23 protein-coding genes are annotated in these 22,661 nt (G+C 56.5%); 17 read left to right on the top strand and 6 right to left on the bottom strand.

What is annotated here, in order from left to right; genetic code table 11:
- The first annotated feature begins 2 nt into the window (after positions 1-2).
- Genes tauB through tauD form a run of 3 tightly spaced genes read left to right on the top strand, consistent with a single transcriptional unit; the run spans position 3 to position 2,442 of the window.
- On the top strand, positions 3-770 hold the full coding sequence (tauB, locus tag HWQ14_RS22640) for a taurine ABC transporter ATP-binding subunit (protein ID WP_176611081.1): 768 nt from the start codon (positions 3-5) through the stop codon (positions 768-770).
- Entirely contained in the window at positions 767-1,594 is an 828-nt protein-coding gene (gene tauC / locus HWQ14_RS22635) for a taurine ABC transporter permease TauC (RefSeq protein ID WP_176611080.1), read from the top strand. Before tauB ends, tauC begins: the two co-directional genes overlap by 4 nt.
- Entirely contained in the window at positions 1,591-2,442 is an 852-nt protein-coding gene (gene tauD / locus HWQ14_RS22630) for a taurine dioxygenase (protein ID WP_148420228.1), read from the top strand. The genes tauC and tauD overlap by 4 nt, the downstream gene beginning before the upstream one ends.
- A gap of 69 nt (positions 2,443-2,511) precedes the next feature.
- Here the strand turns inward: tauD and HWQ14_RS22625 are convergent, their stop codons facing one another.
- Together HWQ14_RS22625 and hemB are read right to left on the bottom strand one after the other, a co-directional pair.
- Positions 2,512-4,224 (bottom strand): lysophospholipid acyltransferase family protein, encoded by a 1,713-nt coding sequence (locus tag HWQ14_RS22625; RefSeq protein ID WP_176611079.1) that lies wholly within the window; start codon positions 4,222-4,224, stop codon positions 2,512-2,514.
- A 72-nt stretch (positions 4,225-4,296) separates the two neighbouring features.
- The gene (gene hemB / locus HWQ14_RS22620) at positions 4,297-5,271 is read right to left on the bottom strand and encodes a porphobilinogen synthase (protein ID WP_176611078.1); all 975 of its coding nucleotides are present in this window, start codon (positions 5,269-5,271) and stop codon (positions 4,297-4,299) included.
- A 451-nt stretch (positions 5,272-5,722) separates the two neighbouring features.
- On the opposite strand from hemB, the gene HWQ14_RS22615 reads away from it, so the two are divergent.
- Positions 5,723-8,497: an autotransporter outer membrane beta-barrel domain-containing protein gene (locus HWQ14_RS22615; RefSeq protein ID WP_176611077.1), complete on the top strand. Its 2,775-nt coding sequence runs from the start codon at positions 5,723-5,725 to the stop codon at positions 8,495-8,497.
- A gap of 86 nt (positions 8,498-8,583) precedes the next feature.
- Positions 8,584-9,210 carry a helix-turn-helix domain-containing protein gene (locus tag HWQ14_RS22610; RefSeq protein ID WP_176611076.1) on the top strand — a complete coding sequence of 209 codons (627 nt, stop codon included), beginning with the start codon at positions 8,584-8,586 and terminating at the stop codon, positions 9,208-9,210.
- A 2-nt stretch (positions 9,211-9,212) separates the two neighbouring features.
- On the opposite strand, the gene ampH is transcribed toward HWQ14_RS22610, so the two are convergent.
- On the bottom strand, positions 9,213-10,373 hold the full coding sequence (ampH, locus tag HWQ14_RS22605) for a D-alanyl-D-alanine-carboxypeptidase/endopeptidase AmpH (RefSeq protein WP_148420232.1): 1,161 nt from the start codon (positions 10,371-10,373) through the stop codon (positions 9,213-9,215).
- 351 nt (positions 10,374-10,724) lie between these two features.
- On the opposite strand from ampH, the gene sbmA reads away from it, so the two are divergent.
- Positions 10,725-11,945, top strand: coding sequence for a peptide antibiotic transporter SbmA (gene sbmA, locus HWQ14_RS22600; RefSeq protein ID WP_148420233.1), 1,221 nt, complete (start codon positions 10,725-10,727; stop codon positions 11,943-11,945).
- Between the two features lie 14 nt (positions 11,946-11,959).
- A complete protein-coding gene (locus tag HWQ14_RS22595; protein WP_148420234.1) occupies positions 11,960-13,057 on the top strand; it encodes a DUF1615 domain-containing protein in 1,098 nt (365 codons plus the stop codon).
- Here HWQ14_RS22595 and HWQ14_RS22590 read toward each other — a convergent pair whose 3' ends face one another.
- Complete coding sequence (locus tag HWQ14_RS22590) at positions 13,058-13,360, bottom strand: DUF2755 family protein (RefSeq protein WP_148420235.1); 303 nt, start codon at positions 13,358-13,360, stop codon at positions 13,058-13,060.
- A 247-nt stretch (positions 13,361-13,607) separates the two neighbouring features.
- On the opposite strand from HWQ14_RS22590, the gene HWQ14_RS22585 reads away from it, so the two are divergent.
- Positions 13,608-13,844, top strand: coding sequence for a DUF2754 domain-containing protein (locus tag HWQ14_RS22585; RefSeq protein WP_148420236.1), 237 nt, complete (start codon positions 13,608-13,610; stop codon positions 13,842-13,844).
- On the opposite strand, the gene ddlA is transcribed toward HWQ14_RS22585, so the two are convergent.
- The gene (ddlA, locus tag HWQ14_RS22580; RefSeq protein WP_176611075.1) at positions 13,841-14,941 is read right to left on the bottom strand and encodes a D-alanine--D-alanine ligase; all 1,101 of its coding nucleotides are present in this window, start codon (positions 14,939-14,941) and stop codon (positions 13,841-13,843) included. The genes HWQ14_RS22585 and ddlA overlap by 4 nt on opposite strands.
- A gap of 104 nt (positions 14,942-15,045) precedes the next feature.
- Between ddlA and HWQ14_RS22575 the strand changes: the two genes are divergently transcribed.
- The 5 genes from HWQ14_RS22575 (at position 15,046) to adrA (ending at position 19,391) form a co-directional block, all read left to right on the top strand.
- Positions 15,046-15,729: an extensin-like domain-containing protein gene (locus tag HWQ14_RS22575; RefSeq protein WP_176611074.1), complete on the top strand. Its 684-nt coding sequence runs from the start codon at positions 15,046-15,048 to the stop codon at positions 15,727-15,729.
- A 169-nt stretch (positions 15,730-15,898) separates the two neighbouring features.
- Positions 15,899-17,113 carry a multidrug efflux MFS transporter gene (locus HWQ14_RS22570; protein WP_176611073.1) on the top strand — a complete coding sequence of 405 codons (1,215 nt, stop codon included), beginning with the start codon at positions 15,899-15,901 and terminating at the stop codon, positions 17,111-17,113.
- A gap of 208 nt (positions 17,114-17,321) precedes the next feature.
- Positions 17,322-17,582, top strand: coding sequence for an anti-adapter protein IraP (gene iraP, locus HWQ14_RS22565; RefSeq protein ID WP_148420240.1), 261 nt, complete (start codon positions 17,322-17,324; stop codon positions 17,580-17,582).
- A 282-nt stretch (positions 17,583-17,864) separates the two neighbouring features.
- Positions 17,865-18,185: a phosphate starvation-inducible protein PsiF gene (gene psiF / locus HWQ14_RS22560; RefSeq protein ID WP_148420241.1), complete on the top strand. Its 321-nt coding sequence runs from the start codon at positions 17,865-17,867 to the stop codon at positions 18,183-18,185.
- 102 nt (positions 18,186-18,287) lie between these two features.
- The gene (gene adrA, locus HWQ14_RS22555) at positions 18,288-19,391 is read left to right on the top strand and encodes a diguanylate cyclase AdrA (protein WP_176611072.1); all 1,104 of its coding nucleotides are present in this window, start codon (positions 18,288-18,290) and stop codon (positions 19,389-19,391) included.
- Positions 19,392-19,407: 16 nt separating this feature from the next.
- Here adrA and proC read toward each other — a convergent pair whose 3' ends face one another.
- Positions 19,408-20,217 (bottom strand): pyrroline-5-carboxylate reductase, encoded by an 810-nt coding sequence (proC, locus tag HWQ14_RS22550; RefSeq protein ID WP_045334495.1) that lies wholly within the window; start codon positions 20,215-20,217, stop codon positions 19,408-19,410.
- Between the two features lie 97 nt (positions 20,218-20,314).
- Between proC and HWQ14_RS22545 the strand changes: the two genes are divergently transcribed.
- The 4 genes from HWQ14_RS22545 (at position 20,315) to HWQ14_RS22530 (ending at position 22,592) form a co-directional block, all read left to right on the top strand.
- Positions 20,315-20,773 (top strand): YaiI/YqxD family protein, encoded by a 459-nt coding sequence (locus HWQ14_RS22545; RefSeq protein ID WP_148420243.1) that lies wholly within the window; start codon positions 20,315-20,317, stop codon positions 20,771-20,773.
- Between the two features lie 144 nt (positions 20,774-20,917).
- Positions 20,918-21,442 carry a shikimate kinase AroL gene (aroL, locus tag HWQ14_RS22540; protein WP_176611071.1) on the top strand — a complete coding sequence of 175 codons (525 nt, stop codon included), beginning with the start codon at positions 20,918-20,920 and terminating at the stop codon, positions 21,440-21,442.
- Positions 21,443-21,486: 44 nt separating this feature from the next.
- Positions 21,487-21,678: a protein YaiA gene (gene yaiA, locus HWQ14_RS22535; protein WP_148420245.1), complete on the top strand. Its 192-nt coding sequence runs from the start codon at positions 21,487-21,489 to the stop codon at positions 21,676-21,678.
- Positions 21,679-21,914: 236 nt separating this feature from the next.
- The gene (locus HWQ14_RS22530; protein WP_148420246.1) at positions 21,915-22,592 is read left to right on the top strand and encodes an AroM family protein; all 678 of its coding nucleotides are present in this window, start codon (positions 21,915-21,917) and stop codon (positions 22,590-22,592) included.
- The last annotated feature ends 69 nt before the right edge of the window (positions 22,593-22,661 follow it).

Genomic DNA, 22,661 nt, shown 5'->3' with positions numbered 1-22,661 from the left:
CAATGCTGAATATTACCAACCTGTCCGCCGATTACGACGGCAAGCCGGCCCTGAAGGAGATCAACCTGACGCTGGACAGCGGCGAACTGCTGGTCGTGCTGGGGCCGTCCGGCTGCGGGAAAACGACGCTGCTGAACCTGATCGCCGGGTTTATACCGTATCAGCACGGCACAATTCAGCTGGAAGGAAAAAAGGTGGAAGGCCCGGGCGCGGAGCGCGGCGTGGTCTTTCAAAATGAAGGGCTGCTCCCGTGGCGTAACGTGCAGGAGAACGTCGCGTTTGGTCTGCAGCTGGCCGGAGTCGAGCGTGAGCGGCGCCTGAATACCGCGCGCGACATGCTGAAAAAGGTTGGGCTGGAAGGTGCCGAAAAACGCTTTATCTGGCAGCTTTCGGGCGGGCAGCGCCAGCGCGTCGGCATCGCCCGCGCGCTGGCGGCCAACCCGCAGCTTCTGCTGCTGGACGAACCTTTCGGCGCGCTGGACGCCTTCACCCGCGAGCAGATGCAAACTCTGCTGCTGCGCCTGTGGCACGAGACCGGTAAGCAGGTGCTGTTGATTACCCACGATATCGAAGAAGCGGTATTTATGGCGACGGAACTGGTGCTGCTCTCGCCGGGGCCAGGGCGGGTGCTGGAGCGCCTGCCGCTAGCGTTTGCCCGGCGCTATGTGGCGGGAGAGCCGGTGCGCAGCATCAAATCCGATCCGCTGTTTATCGAGAAGCGGGAGTACATCTTAAGCCGCGTGTTCGAGCAGCGGGAGGCGTTCTCATGAGCATTATCTTCAGTGAAAAATCCCGCCGTACCGGGTTGCGCTGGCGCTGGCCTGTGCCGCGTCAACTCACGCTGAGCGTTGGCACGGTGGTGGTATTGCTGGCGTTGTGGTGGGCGGTGGCCGCGCAGCAGTGGATCAGCCCGCTGTTTCTACCACCGCCGGGTCAGGTTCTGGAAAAGCTGATCGCCATCGCCGGGCCGCAGGGCTTCATGGATGCCACGCTCTGGCAGCACGCGGGCGCCAGCCTGTCGCGTATTCTGGTGGCGCTGCTCGCGGCGGTCTTTATTGGCGTTCCGGTGGGGATCGCGATGGGGCTGAGTTCGACGCTGCGCGGCATTCTCGACCCGCTGATTGAGCTTTACCGTCCCGTGCCGCCGCTGGCTTATCTGCCTCTGATGGTGATCTGGTTTGGCATCGGCGAGACCTCAAAAATCCTGCTGATATATCTGGCGATTTTCGCGCCGGTAGCCATGTCGGCTCTGGCCGGCGTGAAAAGCGCTCAGCAGGTGCGCATTCGTGCGGCGCAGTCGCTCGGCGCCAGCCGCGCTCAGGTGCTGCTGTTCGTTATTTTACCGGGCGCGCTGCCGGAGATTTTAACCGGGCTGCGCATCGGCCTTGGCGTGGGCTGGTCAACGCTGGTCGCCGCAGAGCTGATTGCCGCCACGCGCGGCCTGGGATTTATGGTGCAGTCGGCGGGGGAGTTCCTGGCGACTGACGTGGTGCTGGCAGGGATCGCGGTAATCGCCGCAATCGCCTTTGGTTTAGAACTGGGACTGCGCGCGCTACAGCGTCGCCTGACGCCCTGGCATGGAGAAATACAATGAGTGAACGTCTGACCATTACCCCGCTGGGGCCGTACATTGGCGCGCAGGTGTCGGGCCTGGACGTGACCCGTCCGCTGAGCGATAACCAGTTTGAGCAGCTGTACCACGCGGTGCTGCGCCATCAGGTGGTGTTCCTGCGCGAGCAGGCCATCACCCCGCAGCAGCAGCGCGCGCTGGCGCTGCGCTTTGGCGACCTGCATATCCACCCGGTTTATCCGCATGCGGAGGGCGTGGAGGAAATTATCGTGCTGGATACCCACAACGATAATCCGCCGGATAACGACAACTGGCATACGGATGTGACCTTTATCGAGACGCCCCCGGCCGGAGCGATTCTGGCGGCAAAACGGCTGCCGGAGACCGGGGGAGATACGCTGTGGGCCAGCGGTATTGCGGCCTTTGAGGCACTCTCCGCGCCGTTTCAGACCCTGCTGAGTGGTTTGCGGGCGGAGCATGATTTTAAAAAATCGTTCCAGGAATATAAGTACCGTAAAACGCAAGAGGAGCACCAGCGCTGGCTGGAGGCGGTCGCGAAGCATCCGCCGCTGCTGCACCCGGTGGTGCGTACCCATCCGGTGACGGGCAGGCAGGCGCTGTTTGTGAACGAAGGGTTTACCACACGCATTGTGGATCTGACGGAAAAAGAGAGCGAGGCGCTGCTCGGCTTCCTGTTTGCCCATATCACCAAACCGGAGTTTCAGGTGCGCTGGCGCTGGCAGGAGAACGATCTGGCGATCTGGGATAACCGCGTGACGCAGCATTATGCCAATGCGGATTATCTGCCGCAGCGAAGGATTATGCAGCGGGCAACCATTCTGGGGGATAAGCCGTTCTACCGTGCGGTTTGAGCTCCTCACCCTAACCCTCTCCCCAAAGGGGCGAGGGGACTGACCGGTGCGGTTTTCACCCTCTCCCTTTTAGGGTGAGGGTATTAAATGCGCCTCAATATACCGCTGATAGCGGTTCGCCTTAAGGTAACACAGGTCTACCAGCACCAGCCCGTCGACGCAGTTGTTAAACGCCGGGTCGCTGCCAAAATCAATAAACTGCACGCCGCCCGGCTCGCATAGCTCGGAATACTGTTTATAGAGCGGGGGGATGCCGCAGCCCAGATTGCCGAGCAGGGATTTCAGCTTCGTCAGATCGTCCACGTAATCCACGCCGCCAAACTGGGCCAGCACGTCCGGAAGTGAGGCCGGGTAGGGCTGACGCGAGGCGGCTAACGGATGGCTGGCCGGAAACCAGAGGCGATAAAACGCCACCAGCAGATCCCGCGCGGCTGGCGGTAAACCGCCGGAGATCGAGACCGGACCAAACAGGTAGCGGTAGTGCGGATAGCGCGCCAGATAGGCACCAATGCCCGACCACAGATAGTCCAGGCCGCGACGCCCCCAGTAGCGCGGCTGTATAAAGCTTCGCCCCAGCTCAATACCGTGCTCCAGAATGTCCTGCATTTTTTCGTCGTAGTGGAACAGGCTGTAGCTGTACAACCCCTCGACGCCGCGTTTTTCCACCTGCATGGCCGTTGGCATAAAGCGGTACGCGCCGACAATCTCCAGATCGTCGTCATCCCAAAGAATGAGGTGCAGATAATCATCATCGTAGCTGTCGGTATCCCGACGCTTCCCGCTGCCTTCCTCCACGGCGCGAAAGGCAATCTCGCGCAGGCGTCCCAGCTCGCGCAGCAGCGGCGCGTCTTCCTGGCCGTTGCGCTGCCAGAGATAGATGGTTTTACCGTCGCTGGTTTTGCCCAGACACTCGGCCTGTGCCAGCTCGCGCTTCAGCGTGGCCCTGTCTTCAGGACGGGCAATGGCGCACCGGGTTTTAAAGACGCCAGGCAGTCCCTTGCCAAGACGTATCACGTGCTGACGGCACTGCTCGGCCATTTCACGCGATGAAAGGGTGGCGCTAAAGCCGGCATTCCAGGCAATCTGCTGGCCGATTTTAATCGGCAGCTGGCTGTGACGGCGGCGAAACATCTGTTGCATCAGCAGCAGCATGGACAGCGTCGGCGAGACCAGCGTGCTGGCATAAAAAAGCAGGCTGTTGTGCGCCTGAATATGCACCGGCAGCAGCGGCACCCGCAGCTTGCCGGCCAGCTTGATAAAGCCCGGATGCCATTTTTTATCGCGGATGCCTTTGCGCGTGGGACGGGAAACTTCTCCCGCCGGGAAGAAGATCAGCACGCCGGCGTTTTGCAGATGTTGCTCCATCTGCACCAGCGACGCTTTTGCGGTCCTGCCACCCATATTGTCCACGGGAATAAACAGCGAACTGAGCGGTTCCAGATGGGACAGCATCCGGTTGGTGACCACCTTGACGTCGCGGCGCACGCGGGAGACGGCATACAGCAGCGCGAGCCCGTCGAGGGTGCCCGTCGGGTGGTTAGCCATCACAATTAGCGGGCCGTGTTCGGGGATTTGTTCGAGATCGCGTGCGGATACGGTGCAGAGAATATCAAGGTGTTCCAGAACCTGCTCCACCATGTCCAGCCCTTTCAGGTGACGGTGGCTCGCGGCAAACTGCTGGAATTCGTCTTCGTGGAACAGTCTTTTTAACAGACTTTTTTGCCAGGGTGCGGGCCTCACCTGAGGCCAAAGGTCATCGAGAACGCTGTCGAGACTAAACATGATCACTCCTCCTGCCGTCTTGCCCAGACAGTAGAAGGAGGAGATGTCGGTTGTATTGCAGTTTGGTGAAGATTAGCGGAGGATTTTTTTCTCGGCCAGATCCAGCGCGAAGTAGCTGAAGATCAGATCCGCGCCCGCGCGTTTGATCGCCCCGAGGCTTTCGAGGATCACTTTCTCTTCGTCGATGGCGCCGGCCTGCGCGGCGAATTTGATCATCGCGTACTCGCCGCTCACCTGGTATGCGCCCAGCGGCAGCTCGGTGCGTTCGCGGATGTCGCGCAGGATATCCAGATACGCACCTGCCGGTTTCACCATCAGGCAGTCTGCGCCCTGAGCTTCATCCAGCAGCGATTCACGAATGGCTTCGCGGCGGTTCAGCGGGTTCATCTGGTAGGTTTTACGATCGCCTTTCAGCGCCGTGCCCGCTGCTTCGCGGAACGGGCCGTAGAAGGAGGAGGCGAATTTGGTGGAGTAGGACATGATGGCGGTGTCGGTGAAGCCAGCGGCATCCAGCGCATGGCGGATCGCCTGCACCTGGCCGTCCATCGCCGCGGAAGGCGCAATGAAATCTGCACCCGCAGCGGCGGCGACAACCGCCTGCTTGCCAAGATTCAGCAGGGTTGCGTCATTGTCCACGCCGTGATCGCACAGCACACCGCAGTGGCCGTGTGAGGTGTATTCGCAGAAGCAGGTATCGGACATGACGATCATCTCCGGTACGGTCTCTTTACAGATGCGAGACATACGGGCGACGAGGCCGTCCTCTTTCCAGGCATCGCTGCCGGTAGCGTCGGTGTGGTGGGAGATCCCGAACGTCATCACCGAGCGGATCCCCGCATTCGCAATGCGTTCGATCTCGCGGGCCAGATGCTTTTCTGGAATGCGCATCACGCCTGGCATCGCGTCGATGGCTTTGTAGTCATCGATCTCTTCTTCAACAAAAATCGGCAACACCAGATCGTTTAGGGTCAGTGTTGTCTCTTCAAACATGGCGCGCAGTGCGGGTGACTTGCGCAGGCGACGGGGACGTGCAATTAAATCGGTCATGGTATGCCTGATGTTTGTGGAACAAAGAGGGATAGTGTACCTGAAAGCCGGAGGCGGTGTTTTACTAAAGTGGGCTTTTTGATTTTGCAAAATGCGCCGAAACGCGCGGCAATGCATTTATTTATTCCATACGTAATCAGGTTTTTTTACTCGTTTTGAAATATTGGCGTTATTTCTGTATCGCAGGGAAAGTATCATTATAAATGATCTATTATTTTTTATTATATTTTCTTAGCCAATACAATAATCGTGCAATGTGCTGATTTTATGATTTTTATTTATAATGGCTGATATAAATCCTGGTGGTAAATCTTATTTGTCTGGATACGGACTTAATGGAATCATTCATTGAACCTTTTCGAAATGAAACTGCATAATTCCTTCCGCAATTAAAAATTGCTAAATGATTTGATGGACAAACTTGCTTACGTCCCTGAGGAGGGATGACCCAATGCAAACATGGAAAAAGAAACTGGTTGTATCTCAACTTGCATTAGCCTGCACCCTGGCTATCGCTTCTCAGGCCAATGCGAAAGATATATCAGGAACGACATATAATACTTTTGGATATGACAATACGGCGTCCGCACCGTGGTTTTATGGTTACGCTGACTGGAATTATTCAGACGCCACCCATGACGGTGATATTTATCCGGTCGTGAATAAATCAACCGTGAACGGGGTTATTTCGGCGTACTATCTGGATGATGGTGCCAATGGCCGCGCGCATGCGCTGAGCATTTCTAACAGTACCGTTAACGGCATGATCACGTCAAAATGCATGACCACGACGTGTGCTGATGGCCTGGATACCGACGGTACCCATCATACCCAGTACGATCGTTTCAGCCTGACGGTGGATCACTCCACCATCAACGATACGTACGAGCATTACGCGTATGATGTCGTCAACGGTGATACCACTGAAACGCATTATCAGGACACCTATGGTCTGGGTAACGCCATTACCCTGGACGTTGAGTCTGATATCGTCATTCAGAACAATTCCCACGTCGCGGGTATCACCCTGACCCAGGGTTATCAGGAACTGGATAACACCCCCTACGACGGCGTAGAAGGCGTGGCTAACAGCAGCAACGTCTTTACCGACACGCTGGTGGTGAAAGATTCTGTGCTGACCTCCGGCGCGTACAGCGATCTGGGCACCAGCGGGTTCTATGGTCAAACGGCGAAGCCGAGCGACTACGGTGAAACCAACGCCACCGGTGCGGATGACGCGGCACTGATCGTCGCCGCCGGCGCGTCGGATAACGCCATGCAAACCACGGCCACCTTCGATCGCTCCACCGTGACGGGTGACATTCTTTTCTCCAGCACCTTCGATAACAACTTCTACGAGAATGGCGATGCGGCAACGGACACCACAGACGATGGCGTCTACAACCCAACCACCAACGGCTGGGATGGCACCGATAAGCTGGATGTTACGCTGACAAACGGCAGTAAGTGGGTCGGTGCAGCGCAGTCCAGCGTGGAAGCTATCGGCACGTCGCAGATGTATGGCCAGGGCTACAGCAACGTTGACTGGCACGCGCTGTCTCCGAACAGCATCTGGCCTGACTCTACCTTCGACAGCAACGGCCACGTTGCCGGTGAAGAGGTTTATCAGAGCGGTCTGTTCAACGTGGCGCTGGATAATGGTTCCGAGTGGGATACCCGTAAGGTCTCTAACATTGACGCGCTGACGGTGAACAACCGCTCTCAGGTCAACGTCGAAAACTCTGGCCTGCTGGCGGATTCCATCACCCTGACCAATGCGTCTACCCTGAATATCGGCGACAGCGGAGCCGTGGCAACCGATAGCCTGTATCTGGACAGCGGCAGCCGCGCGGCACTGACTGAAGAGACCGCCGGTCTGTATGCCAACACCATTACCGTGGATAACGGTGCAGAGCTGGCGCTTGGACTGGGCCAGGCCGATACGCACAATATGGTGCTGACCGACGGCGGTGTGCTCAACGTTGCCAGCCGCGATTATGTGCTGAACAGCGACCTGAACAACGCACGCTATATCACCAACGATCGGTACAAAGCGGATTACGACTATGGTGTTGTCGCGCTGAACTCTGACGGCCATCTGGCGGTGAACGGTGATGTTGCGGGTAACTATAAGGTGCGCATCGACGATGCAACCGGCGCAGGTTCCGTTGCCGACTACAAAAACAAAGAGATCGTTCGCGTCTACGACAATAACGCGGATACCGCAGCCAGCTTTACTGCCGCAAACAAAGCCGATTTAGGTGCATACACTTATCAGGCGCAGCAGAAGGGCGACACGGTTGTTCTGGAGCAGAAAGCGCTGACCGACTACGCCAACATGGCGCTGAGCATTCCTTCAGCCAATACCAACATCTGGAATCTGCAGCAGGATACCGTAGGCACGCGTCTGACCAACAGCCGTCATGGCCTGGCCGACAGCGGCGGAGCATGGGTGAGCTACTTCGGCGGCAATTTTGACGCGGATAATGGCACCGTCAGCTACGATCAGGACGTAAGCGGCATTATGGTTGGCCTGGATACCCAGATCGACGGTAACAATGCGAAGTGGATTGTCGGCGGTGCGGCAGGCTTTGCGAAGGGCGATATCAGCGATCGTACGGGTCAGGTCGACCAGGACAGCCAGACGGCGATGATCTACGCGTCGGCGAAGTTCATGAACGACATCTTCCTCGACAGTTCCCTGAGCTACACCCGCTTCAACAACGAGCTCTCTGCCACAATGAGCAACGGCCAGTACGTTGATGGTGATACCACCACTGACGCCGTTGGCTTTGGGATGAAGCTGGGCTATGACTGGAAACCAAACCTGTCCGGCTACATCACCCCTTATGCGGCGATCTCCGGCCTGTTCCAGTCTGGTGATGACTACCAGTTAAGCAACGACATGCGTATTGATGGTCAGTCTTACGACAGCATGCGCTATGAACTCGGCGTGGATGCAGGTTATACCTTCAACTACGGCGGTGAACAGGCGCTGACGCCTTACTTCAAACTGGCTTACGTGTATGACGATGCTGACAACAATGCGGATATCAACACTGACAGTATTGATAACGGCGTTGAAGGCTCGGCAGTTCGCGTGGGGCTGGGCACCCAGTTCAGCTTCACGAAAAACTTCAGTGCTTACACTGACGCGACTTATCTGGGCGGCGGCGACGTTGACCAGAACTGGGGAGCAAACCTGGGTGTGAAATATACCTGGTAAAGAAAGCGCGGGGGATTTTGCCCCCGCTTTTTTATATGGTTTAAAAATAATAAAGAACCGACAGATACAGATGACTTGAGGTATGCATGAACGTTAATGCGAAACCACTTTCTGAATTAAGCCGGCTCGTAAAGTGTCTGGAAGTCGCCGGTACCCCCTTTAAGCACGAACCACAGCAATTAATAACAACCGGCAATAATGATGATGAGCCATCCACCTTTGTAATACAGTCCGGGCTAATCGCCGTTCACCGTAAATCAGATGAGCTTCTTGTAGGTATTGCGCGGGCACCTTTTATCTATGGGTTGAGCGCATGGGTAAATGACAGCTATCTGGAATATTCCCTGATGGCACAAACCCCCTGTTCTGGCTTTTATTTACCCGCCTCAACGACGTGCCAGCTTATTCAGCAGGAGGATCTCTGGCAGGATGCTTTCTGCTGGCTCTCCTGGATTAACCATATTATGGGTAAGCGCGATATGCAGCTGGTGGGAAATAGTTCCTACAGCCAGATACGGGCGATGCTGATCAATATGGCCGAGTGGGATGACACGCTACGCTCAAAAATTGGTGTTATGAATCATATTCAGCGTAGCACGCGTATTTCACGCTCGGTGGTTGCAGAAGTACTGGCGGCGCTGCGGCAGGGGAATTACATCAATATGAGCCGGGGCAAGCTGGTCAGTATTAACCGCTTGCCCACGGACTATTGAGGCTAGTTCGACGCGGTAAGAACCTGCGCTTTGTTGGCGCTCAGTTCGGCGACCAGGTTATTCACGCCATCACTCATATTCACGAAGCGCGTGTTCGGGGAGCGGGTGACCACCACAAACGCTCCCACGTTTGATTGCGGAATCATCGCCATGTAGGTGATGAATCCGCCGCCCCCACCGGTTTTCTGAATAATACCCGGACGGCCCTCTTTCGGCGCCATATACACCCAGCCCAGACCGAGGGCATCCGCCTTCCCGGGAACGTCCATGCCGGTGACGCGACGTAACTGCGCACGCTGGTAGATAAGCGTCTGCATACGGTCGGCCTGATTGCTGCGCGCGTAAAAATCTGAAGAAAGGAACTGCTGCATCCAGCGCATCATATCGCCGGGCGTGGAGTAAACGCCTCCGCTGCCAACGGCCGCCAGCGTGTTGTTACACGGGCTTGCCCCTTTCTCTGCCACCATCAGGCGTTTGCACTGGTCCGGGGATGGGGTAAAGGTGGTGTCCTTCATCCCGAGCGGACGCGTGATTTGTTCTTCAAACAGCTGCGGGTAGGGTTTACCCGAAGCCGTCGCCAGCGCATCGGCCAGCAGATCGAACGCCAGATTTGAATAGCCAGCCTGCGAGCCCGGGGCAGACTTCAGGGTCGCGGTGCTCAGGTAGTTCCAGCGCTGCTCGCGGGTTGGCCAGACAAATACAGGGCGATGCGCGGCGCCGCCGGGCTGTTCTCGCGGCAGGGCGCTGGTATGGGTCGCCAGGTTAACCAGCCGGATCGGCGTTCCCTGATATGTCGGAACGCGGGCGCCGGGCGGCGCGTATTTGCTGAGCGGATCGTCGAGTTTCACCACGCCCTGATCGAGCAGCTTCACCAGCATTTCACTGGTCATCAGCTTGGTTATGGAAGCCACACGGACAACGGAATCCAGCTGGGGGCGAACGTTATTTCCCGGGCGCGTTTCACCAAAGCTGCGAAACACCCGCTGGTTACCGTCGATCACCACCAGCGCCATACCTGTCGCACCACTGCCGTAATAGATAAGGTTTGCATAGCGATCGGCAATGTCAGAGGCCAGCACCGGGGCCGTCAGAGGCTGAGCTGCCTGGGCGGTAGACAGGCTCACCGCACACAGCGCGGCGAAAGAGAGCAGACAACGTTTCAACGAAAAACATCCATCAAGTGAATAAGGAAAGTTACGGGTATTTATACTACTAATCGGTACGGAGCAATGGCCCGATTTGCATAACGATAGCGAGAAAAACGTAACCATGGGTAAATAACAATAAATTACTTGCGACCCGGCTCCCATTTTGTGACATCGACCGTATGATAGTCGCTATGATGGCTGCTGCAGATGAAACGGACCGAAACAATTCCGGGAAACCGGAAAGCGAACTAATAATTAAGCCGCAGGTCTGACTTTTTTGCCTGAGCCGGGCTGCTGGCACAGGCAAGGTTTCGCGTGGTGATATGTTGAGCACAGCAACAGCCATAACAACAAGAAGGAAGCACAATGTTTAAGTCTTTTTTCCCAAAGCCGGGGCCATTTTTTCTGTCGGCATTTATTTGGGCACTGCTGGCTGTCATTTTCTGGCAGGCCGGTGGCGGCGCGTGGTTGACCCGTCTTACGGGCGCGACGGGCGATATTCCCATAAGCGCGGCGCGCTTCTGGTCCATGAGTTATCTGCTTTTCTACGCCTATTACATGCTCTGCGTGGGGCTGTTCGCCATCTTCTGGTTCCTCTATTCACCTCACCGGTGGCAGTACTGGTCGATTCTCGGCACGTCGTTAATTATCTTTGTTACCTGGTTCCTGGTGGAAGTGGGCGTGGCGGTCAACGCCTGGTATGCGCCGTTTTACGATCTGATCCAGACGGCACTGAGCTCGCCGCACAAGGTGACCATAAACCAGTTTTACCATGAGGTGGGCATTTTCCTTGGCATCGCCCTCATCGCCGTGGTGATCGGCGTGATGAATAACTTCTTCGTCAGCCACTACGTGTTCCGCTGGCGTACCGCGATGAACGAACACTATATGGCGCACTGGCAGCACCTGCGTCATATCGAAGGTGCGGCACAGCGTGTGCAGGAAGACACCATGCGCTTTGCCTCTACCCTTGAGAATATGGGCGTGAGCTTTATCAATGCCATCATGACGCTGATCGCCTTCCTGCCGGTGCTCGTGACGCTCTCGTCACATGTTCCGGAGCTGCCGATAGTCGGCCATCTGCCGTACGGCCTGGTGATTGCCGCGATTGTCTGGTCGCTGATGGGAACCGGGCTGCTGGCCGTGGTAGGGATCAAGCTGCCCGGGCTGGAGTTCAAAAATCAGCGCGTGGAGGCGGCCTACCGTAAAGAGCTGGTGTACGGCGAAGACGATCCTGACCGTGCGTCACCGCCTACCGTGCGTGAGCTGTTTGGCGCCGTACGTCGTAACTACTTCCGTCTCTACTTCCATTACATGTATTTTAATATCGCGCGCATTCTTTATTTGCAGGTTGATAACGTTTTCGGGTTGTTCCTGCTGTTCCCGTCTATCGTTGCGGGTACCATTACGCTCGGTCTGATGACCCAGATCACCAACGTCTTTGGTCAGGTTCGCGGTTCGTTCCAGTACCTGATTAGCTCCTGGACCACGCTGGTGGAGCTGATGTCCATCTATAAGCGCTTACGCAGCTTCGAACGTGAGCTGGACGATAAGGATCTGCAGGAAGTTACTCATACATTAGGATAAGACAGGGAACTGCTATGCCATTTGCCGTACCACGTGCGTTACCGCTGACGTTGCTCGCCGCCTTCGTGCTGGCGGGCTGTGCTGAAAAAGGGGCCGCACCGCTCAAGGAAGGTGAAAAGCCTGTGGATGTGGCGAGCGTCGTGCGGCAAAAAATGCCCGCCAGCGTGAAGGATCGCAATGCGTGGGCGCAGGCCCTGGCAACGACCTTCAAAAGCCAGAAGATAGCGCCTACCGAGGAGAATATCTGCTCGGTGCTGGCGGTGGCGCAGCAGGAGTCGATGTATCAGTCAGATCCTGTCGTGCCCGGCCTGAACAAAATCGCCTGGAAAGAGATCGACCGCCGGGCCGAATCGTTGCACATCCCGGTCTTCCTGGTGCATACCGCCCTTAAAATCTCCTCGCCAGACGGTAAAAGCTACAGCGAACGGCTGGATGCGGTGAAGACCGAGAAACAGCTCAGCGCCATTTTCGACGATCTTATCAATATGGTGCCGATGGGGCAGAGGCTGTTTGGCTCGCTGAACCCGGTACATACCGGCGGCCCGATGCAGGTCAGCATCGCCTTTGCGGAAAAACATACCGACGGCTATCCGTGGGAGATCGACGGTACGGTGCGTCAGGAGGTCTTCTCCCTGCGCGGTGGGCTGTGGTTTGGGACTTATCACCTGCTGAACTATCCGGCTAATTACGACAAACCGCTGTATCGCTTTGCTGACTTTAACGCGGGCTGGTACGCCAGCCGAAACGCGGCCTTCCAGAATGCGGTAAGCCGCGCCAGCGGCGTGAAGCTGGCCCTGGACGGCGATCTGATTGCTTACGGCAGCAGCGAGGCGGGTACCACCGAACGAGCGGTGCGTAAACTTTCGACGAAGCTTGGGATGAGCGACAGCGATATCCGCCGTCAGCTGGAGAAGGGCGACAGCCTGGCGTTCGAGAAAACGGATTTGTATAAGCAGGTGTTTACGCTGGCAGAGAAGAAGAGTGGTAAACCGTTACCGAGAGCCGTTCTGCCGGGTATTCAGCTGGAAAGCCCGAAGATCACGCGTAACCTGACGACCGCCTGGTTCGCGAAACGCGTGGACGATCGTCGGGCGCGCTGTATGGGACTGTAATCAGCGGCGGTGGCGCCAGCGCAGGACGAGTGCAATTACGCCCAGAACCATGCTGCCCGCGAGGAAGGGGATGAGCCCGAAGACGGTGCTAACGCCTAAACCGATTTCAACGCGCGGGCGGCCTGTATCCTGAACCTGCATCAGCTGCTCATACACGCCAGGGGCATGCACCAGCATGTTCAGCAGCTGGGTTCCCGCCCAGAAGCAAAACAGAACAAACAGGGCATAGGCAATATTCCCCGCCGTGGAGGTTTTTGGTTGTTTTCCGCCAAAAATCGGTTTCGACAATGTAAAGTCTGCCATAAGACCTCCCGAAATATCACTCTGTTTTAATACGCGTCGTACAGGGTGAGTGTGACAGGTCATAGCATTTGTCAATATCAGAATCGTGGGAAATACGGCTCAGGATTCCTCCTGGATTGTCGATTTCTGCATCACGTCACAAATTGATAACATAAGTGAAACTTTGCCACATTTCAGAATTTACGTATTCGCCACAGTTGCCAGCATTAAAATGTGAGAGGATAGCTTTTTTTCTGCCGGAGTTGTCATGAAGCTCACTTCCAAACTACGCCGTGACTGGCATTACTACGCCTTTGCTATCGGGCTGATCTTTATTCTTAACGGTGTTGTCGGGCTGCTGGGATTTGAAGCTAAGGGCTGGCAAACCTACGCGGTTGGGCTGGTGACCTGGATTATCAGTTTCTGGCTGGCGGGACTCATTATCCGCCGCCGTCCCGATGAGGCGACGGCGGATCGTACGGAAACGACGCAAAAAGTCGATTAACCGCTTACGGAACTCTTCAGGGCGCTGTCGGCAGCGTGACGCTCCAGCGCCAGTTCAATCAGGCGTGCGATCAGCTCCGGATAGCTTATCCCGCTGGCCTGCCACAGTTTCGGGTACATGCTGATGTTGGTAAAGCCCGGCAGGGTGTTAATTTCGTTAATCACCACCTCGTTATCCGGCGTCAGGAACACGTCGACGCGCGCCATCCCGTAGCATCCAAGGGCCTGATAGGCTTGAATGGCGATCGCCCGGATCTTATCGTTAACGTCAGGATCGAGCGCGGCCGGCACCACAACCTGGGCACCTTTGTCGTCAATGTATTTGGTGTCGTAGGAGTAGAAGTCGCTGTTCAATACCACCTCACCGCAGGTGCTCGCCTGTGGGAAATCGTTGCCCAGCACGGCGCACTCAATTTCGCGGCCTTTAATTCCCTGCTCAACCACCACCTTATGGTCAAACTCAAAGGCCAGGCGAACGGCGTCGGTAAACTGCGCTTCGCTGGTCACCTTGCTGACGCCAACGGAAGAGCCCTGATTCGCGGGTTTAACGAACAGCGGCAGGCCGAGCTGCGCCTCAATCTTCGCGAAGTTGTATCGATCGCGGTTGGCGCGGGTCAACGTCACGAAAGGCGCAATATTCAGACCGGCGTCGCGCAGCAGGCGTTTAGTGACGTCCTTATCCATGCAGGCGGCAGAGCCCAGCACGTCGGAGCCGACAAACGGCAGGTTGGCCATACGCAGCATGCCCTGCAGGGAGCCATCTTCACCCAGCGTGCCGTGCACGATAGGGAATACCACGTCAATCTGTGCCAGCGCCTGGGCGTTACCGGCATCAATAAGCTGCCCCTGCACCACGCCTGGCACAGTCGCGACGCTGATATCTGAAGGATTAAGGGCGATATGCGCCGGATTGTCAGCATTCAGCAGATACTGGCTGGCGTCGTTAACATGCCACTGGCCCTGTTTATCAATGCCCAGCAGCACGACGTCAAAACGGCTTTTATCAATCGCATCAACGATATTTTTGGCCGATTGCAATGACACCTCGTGCTCTGCCGATTTTCCCCCAAAGACAATACCTACGCGCTGCTTAGCCATCTCACTCTCTTCCAGTCTGACGAAAAGCCAATAACATACCACGATGCCCGGCGGGTTTCGCGGCCTTCTGCCATAATGTTTTGAGGGATGCTGAAGGAGGGCGCGTGAGGGGTAAAGGTCTGCTTATTCTTATCGTTATTGCCGGGATTGCCGCGGTGGGCTACCGCTGGCTGCCGCCGCATTACAACCCTTTCGTGCCGCTTACGCTTGACGATCCGCCCGGAAAAATAACCCAGCTTAAGCTTCGGCGCTTAACGCCTCAGGCGTGCGAAAGCCTGCTGGCGCAGGCCAATCAGCGCCAGCTCATCCGCACTCAGGCCGTCGCTGACAGCGCCGGTGAATGCCCGCTGAGTAACGTGGTGCGGGTGCGCGATTTTGGTCCGGTCAGCCTGAACAGCAGCTTTCTTGCCAGCTGTCCGCTGGCGTTAAGTTCTGCTCTGTTTGTCAGCCAGCAGGCGCGGCCGCTCACCCAGTCCTGGACGGGAAGCAAGCTCACGCGCATCGAACACCTCGGCAGCTTTGCCTGCCGCAACATCTACAGCCGTCCGGACGCGCGGCGCAGCGAACACGCCACGGCGGACGCGCTGGATATCAGCGCCTTCCGGCTGGCAAACGGAGAGCGCGTTACCATACTCAACGGCTGGAAGGCGGACAAGACCAGGCCCTGGCTACAGGCGCTGCTGTCGGCAAGCTGCGGCTATTACGGTAACGGCCTGGGGCCGGACTATAATGCCGCCCATGCCAACCATTTCCATCTCGGGATGCGCGGGTATGGGTTATGCCGCTAAAGCATAATCTTCCGCCAGAAATTGGATGTTTTGTGACTTATTTCACAAATATGATGACTGGGCAGATAAAACACTGAAGTCTGCAGGGTCGCATCTCTGGCGCTATCTCATTACGCGTAACTTGCTAATCTGTCGGCGAATTCGCCTAAAAATGAAGACTATTTCTGTTATGGAATCCTGGAAAGTTAACCTCATCTCAGTCTGGTTCGGCTGTTTCTTCACCGGACTGGCTATCAGCCAGATATTACCCTTCCTGCCGCTGTACGTGTCGCAGCTCGGGGTGACTTCCCATGAAGCGCTCTCCATGTGGTCCGGCCTGACGTTCAGCGTGACGTTTCTGGTATCCGCCATCGTGTCGCCGATGTGGGGCAGCCTGGCGGATCGCAAGGGGCGCAAGCTGATGCTGCTGCGCGCCTCGCTGGGGATGGCGATTGCCATCCTGCTTCAGGCCTTCGCGACCAACGTCTGGCAGCTGTTTATTCTGCGGGCAATCATGGGGCTGACTTCCGGGTATATCCCGAATGCGATGGCGCTGGTGGCCTCTCAGGTACCGCGTGAGCGAAGCGGCTGGGCGCTTAGCACGCTTTCCACCGCGCAGATTAGCGGGGTCATTGGCGGCCCGCTGCTCGGCGGTTTCCTGGCCGACCACGTTGGCCTGCGCGCGGTCTTTATCATCACCGCCATTCTGCTGACGATAAGCTTCCTGGTTACCCTTTTTCTGATCAAAGAGGGCGGGCGGCCAATGGTCAGCAAATCCGAACGCCTGAGCGGCAAGGCGGTATTCGCCTCGCTGCCTTATCCTGGCCTGATGATTAGCCTCTTCGTTACGACGATGGTGATCCAGCTTTGCAACGGCTCGGTGGGGCCTATCCTGGCGCTGTTTATTAAGTCAATGGAGCCGGACAGCAGCAACATCGCGTTTCTGAGCGGGATGATTGCCGCCGTGCCGGGCGTGTCGGCGCTGATGTCTGCGCCGCGTCTGGGGGAGCTGGGCGACAGGATCGGGACGGCGCGTATCCTGATGGCGACGCTTGTCATTGCGGTGATCCTCTTCTTTGCCATGTCGTTTGTCACGACGCCGCTTCAGCTCGGGGTGCTCCGTTTCCTGCTTGGCTTTGCGGATGGCGCCATGCTGCCTGCGGTTCAGACGCTGCTGGTGAAATATTCCAGTGACCAGGTGACCGGCCGCATTTTTGGCTATAACCAGTCTTTTATGTATTTAGGCAACGTAGCCGGCCCGCTCATTGGCGCATCGGTTTCGGCAATGGCGGGGTTCCGCTGGGTATTTGCCGCGACGGCGGTCGTGGTGCTTCTGAATATTATACAGCTGGCCTTCGCCTTGCGCCGTCGCAGGCAAATCGCCGCGGCAAAATCAGCCCGGTAAGCGCGATAAAATATTATTAATTCTTATGAAGGCCGCATTTTTATATAACGAAATGCGGCCCTTTTTTTAAAGAAAAACGTTTCGCTGTCAGGGCTGAATATCATTTTTGGCAGCGACGTCACTTTTGCATAAGATAAAACTAATCCATGCTTTTCATTATTCAGGGAGAGTGCTAATTTCAGGGAAAATCACATAAGGAAATAGCGCCATGAAAAATCTCATTGCTGAGTTGTTGGTTAAGCTTGCCCAAAAGGAAGAAGAGTCGAAAGAGCTGGTCGCCCAGGTTGAGGCGCTTGAAATTGTCGTCACGGCGCTGCTGCGACAGATGGCGCAGCCGGAACAACAGGCGCTGATCGATAACGTTGAAGGCGCGCTGGACAAGGCTCGCCCCGATTCACAGGTGCCCGCTGAAGATGCGGAGCTGCTTCAGCAATACGTAAAAAAGCTATTAAGGCATCCTCGCACCTAGCCTGCTGAATGCGAATAGGGCATGTCATAGAATTGTCATGCAGGATGCCTGTAGTCGCTCTGTTTTTATTTCAGGTAGTAATATTAACTGAAGCAGAGCGCGCTTTTACACCGCGTTATGTCCTCTGTTAAATATCTCTCTTTTGGCGAGTCCCGGTAATGATAACCACGCCGCGTGCGGGCTGAAATAACCGAGAAACCCGACGAAAAACATGGTTGCAGGGTGGTTTTTTTCCCGCAACGAATCAGACTTAACGTGGAACTTCACATAAAGGATGGTGCAATGAAAACAACATTACTGGTTACCCTGTTATCCGGCCTGTGTCTGATCGCCTCAGCGCACGCGGAAGAGAAAACCCTGACCCCGCAGCAGCAGCGCATGACAACCTGTAATCAACAGGCAACGTCGCAAAGCCTGAAAGGGGACGCCCGCAAAACCTATATGAGCGACTGTCTTAAAAACGGCGCGACTAAACCGGGCGAAAAAAGCCTGACTCCGCAGCAGCAAAAAATGCGCGAATGTAACGCCCAGGCAACGCAGCAGATGCTGAAAGGGGACGATCGCAGCAAGTTTATGAGCGCGTGTCTTAAGAAACAGGCGTAGTGCTAACGGGTGAGCCGCGGCGCTGGCTCACCCGAAATTTCATACTTTCCCCGACATGCCCCTCTCTATAATTTGGGAAAATGTTTCAGAATATTCCCAAAAATGATGAATGATGAAATTTATAACCATGACCAGAGCATTCGGGAAGCCTGGCACCAGCAGCTTTCTCAGGATGACGCCTGCCGTTCCGGCCTGCAGTTTGCCCGGCGTATACGGCTGGCCCGCATCGCTGGCCTGGGAGCCCTGTTTTTCCCGCTTGCCAGCGTTCTGGTCAGCCAGTTTTTCTCCGGCGGCTGGTGGTTATTTCTGCTTGGCTGGGCCTTCGTCTGGCCACACCTCGCCTGGCAGCTTGCCTTTCGTGCGGCCGATCCTTTCAGCAGCGAGATCGTTAATCTGAAAATTGACGCCATTATTGCCGGCGTGTGGGTTGGGCTGACGGGGCTCAACGCGCTGCCGGCGGCGGCGCTGATCGTGACGATCGGGATGAATATGATGGGATCGGGCGGCTGCCGGTTATTTTTGACGGGACTCGTGCTGCTTGCCCTGTCTGCCCTGCTTGCCGTGCACGTAGCGGCCATTCCGGTGAGATTAAGCGCTGAGCCGCTGGTGCTGTGGCTGACGCTGCCCGTTCTGGTGGTCTACCCCGTGCTGTTTGCCTGGCTCAGCCACCGCACGGCGATCCGGCTTGCAGAGCATAAGCGCCGGCTTGAGCTGATGAGTACCCGCGACGGTATGACCGGCGTGTTTAACCGCCGCCACTGGGAAACGCTGTTGCGTAACGAGTTTGAGGCCTGCCGTCGCGGCCATCGACAGGCGACGATACTGCTCATCGATATCGATCACTTTAAAAATATCAACGACACCTGGGGTCATGACGTGGGGGATGAAGCGATAGTGGCGATCACGCGCCAGCTTCAGCTGGCGCTGCGCGCCGGGGATTTTATTGGCCGCTTCGGGGGAGATGAATTTGCGGTGATCATGTCCGGCACGCCTGCCGACAGCGCGATTGCTGCTATGTCGCGCGTGCACGAGCGGCTGGTTAATATGCCGCTGCACGGTGCGCCAGCGGCGAGGCTGTGCATCAGCGTTGGGGTTGCCCCGTGGGGCGCGCAGTTCACGCACTATCGCGAATGGCTGAAGGCGGCGGACGTGGCCCTCTATAAAGCCAAGAATGCCGGACGTGGCCGCACCGAAGTGGCCGCCTGACGCCCGGCGCTGCTCGTCAGGACTTGCTCAGCTTCTCTGATTTTTCCATGCATTTTTGCATCGCCTCGATCACGGCGGAGCGGAACCCGCGATCTTCCAGCACGCGCACGGCTTCAATAGTTGTGCCGCCCGGTGAGCACACCATATCCTTCAGTTCGCCCGGATGTTTGCCCGTCTCCAGCACCATTTTGGCCGAGCCCATCACCGCCTGCGCGGCAAATTTATAGGCCTGCGCGCGTGGCATACCGCCGAGCACGGCAGCATCGGCCATGGCTTCGATAAACATAAACACGTAGGCTGGCGCAGAGCCGCTTACGCCGACAACCGGGTGGATCATCGGTTCGGCAATCACTTCCGCTTCGCCGAAGCAGCGGAAAATGTTCAGTACATCCGCCACGTCTTCAGAAGTGACCAGCGCGTTCGGGGTGACGGAGGTCATGCCGGCATTTACCAGCGACGGCGTGTTCGGCATGGCGCGGACGATCTTCCGATCGTGGCCCAGCGCGCGGGCGAGCTGGTCGAGGGTGACGCCTGCGGCAATCGACACCACCAGGGTCTCTTTATTCAGGCTGGAGGTAATTTCGCTCAGGACTTTTATCATGATGTTTGGCTTAACGGCGCCAAAGACAATATCCGCAACCTGGGCCACTTCCTGCGCGCTTTCAGCAGCGTTAACGCCGTACTCATCGCGCAGCGCCGCGACCTTATCCGGTGATGGGGTATAAACCCAAATCTGCCCCGGCAGAACCTGACCGCTGGCGATCAGCCCGCCGAGGATTGCTTTGCCCATGTTCCCGCAGCCGATAAACCCGATTTTCTTATCCATCACGTCTCTCCGTTATTATGCGTTGTTATCTCTGACTGATAGCTTAACAACGAAATGCAGGCGACAATAGTCGCCAGCAACATAATGGGGAGAGACTATGGCTATCTGGGTTGATGCGGACGCGTGTCCGAATGTGATTAAAGAGATTTTATTCCGCGCCGCCGAGCGGGTGCAGATGCCGATGACGCTGGTGGCGAACCAGAATATCCGCGTGCCGCCCTCCAGGTTCATTCGTTCTCTGCGCGTGCCGGCCGGGTTCGACGTGGCGGATAACGAGATTGTGCGCCTGTGCAGCGCCGGAGATTTGGTGATCACGGCGGATATCCCGCTGGCTGCCGACGTGCTGGCGAAGGGGGCCGCGGCGCTTAACCCGCGCGGCGAGCGCTACTCTCCGGCAACGATCCGGGAAAAGCTTACCATGCGAGATTTTATGGATACCCTGCGTTCCAGCGGCGTCCAGACCGGCGGGCCGGACAGCCTGTCTCAGCGCGACCGCCAGCAGTTTGCCGCCGAGCTGGATAAATGGCTGCTGGAAGTGAAGCGCCGCCCGGCGTAATCCTCAGCCGGGCTGTTTTGTGGTACAGTGTGGCCTCCACAGGCTTGTCATTCCGTACCGCTTTGCAGTAAAGTTAGCGCAACATCTTCTGCAATCATTTCTTTACAGCCTTCAGTTATCCGGCATCAAGGGGAACACCTGGTTATGAACCCACCCATCTTTTTAGTTGGCCCTCGCGGCTGTGGGAAAACCACCGTTGGTCTGGAACTGGCGCGTCTGTGCCAGAGTCAGTTTGTCGATACTGACCACTGGCTGCAGGAGAAGGCTGGTCGCACCATCGCCGATATTGTGGAAAAAGAGGGCTGGGAGAGCTTTCGTGCGCGTGAAACGGCAACGCTTGAGGCCGTCACCGCGCCATCTACCGTGATTGCGACCGGCGGAGGCATTATTCTGGCGCCGTACAACCGCCAGTTCATGCGTGAAAATGGGGAAGTCATCTATCTCTGCGCGCCGGTCTCTACGCTGGTGGGGCGGCTGGAAGCGTTTCCGGAAGAGGGGCAGCGTCCGGCACTAACCGCGAAACCGCTGAGCGAAGAAGTCAGCGAGGTGCTTGCCGAACGCGATGCGCTATACCGCGAGGCCGCGCACCACGTGGTGGATGCGTCTGCGTCACCCGAGAAAGTTGCGATTCAGATTATTACCGCCCTGCGTTTGGCTTGCGCCAGCTAACAGCCGTCTATACTCATAGCTCAGACATAAAAAAAGGATGAGCTATGCCAACCAGACCTCCCTATCCACGTGAAGCCCGCATTGTTACCGTTGAAAAAGGTAATGGCGATCGGACTGTAACCTGGTATCAGCTGCGTGCCGATCACCCAAAACCCGATTCGCTCATCAGCGAACATGATACCGAACAGGAAGCGCTGGATGCGAAACGGCGGTATGAGGATCCGGATAAGACCTGACAGGGTTCCTGATTCGCTACAACCGTGCCTGAATCACATTTTTAACTTATCGCTAATGTTAAGTAGCAGTTAATATTTAGTTATTACAGGTAGATTCGTTAAGGCCAGCCGATCTTTACATTACGGTGTAGAGATCCGCTGCTACGCTTGGTGCTGTTTTGTTCAAAAAACGAACCGTGCAGCGTAGTGAGCCTGTACCTGTGTTGTAGTTATGGCAGTAACGAAAGGCGATCAAAATGAAGGCGACGTTGGCGATCCTCACGATTGGTGTGGTCCCTGTAAGCGAAGTATTACCGCTCTTAACGGAGCATGTCTCTGAACAACAGATTACGCATCTTAGCCTGTTAGGGAAGTTGAGTCGGGAAGAGGTCATGGAAGACTACGCTGTCGAGGCGGGGGACGATCCCCTGGCGACGTTATTAAGCGACGGTAAACTGGCGCACGTGTCGCGCCAGAAAATTGAGCGCGCGCTTCAGGGCGTGATTGAAGTGCTCGATAATCAGGATTATGACGTTATTTTGCTGATGAGTACGGCCCCGGTTAAGGGACTCAGCGCGCGTAATGCGATTTTGCTGGAGCCGATGCGGATCATTCCACCGCTGGTGGCCTCCATTGTCGACGGCCATCAGGTTGGGGTTATTGTTCCCGTTGAGGAGCTGCTGGATAACCAGGCGGTGAAGTGGTCCGCGCTGGAGCACCCGCCGCTGTATGCGCTGGCAAATCCGTTCTGGGACAGCGAAGCGAAGCTGATTGCCGCGGGGCAAGAGCTGATCGACAGAGGGGCGGACGTGCTGATGCTGGACTGCCTGGGCTTCCACCAGCGGCATCGTGATTTACTGCAAAAAGCGCTGGACGTTCCGGTGCTGCTCTCTAACGTGCTGATGGCGCGTCTGGCGTCAGAATTACTGGTGTAATGATTTTGCGTGACAGGTCATGAGCATGGCCCCTATAGTGGATTTTTCTCTATAAATATAAGGGCCAGT

It is taken from the genome of Enterobacter cloacae (assembly GCF_013375935.1).
Lineage (GTDB): Bacteria > Pseudomonadota > Gammaproteobacteria > Enterobacterales > Enterobacteriaceae > Enterobacter > Enterobacter pasteurii.
Note: the sequence above shows the minus strand (reverse complement) of the source record. Positions and strands in the feature narration are given on the sequence as shown.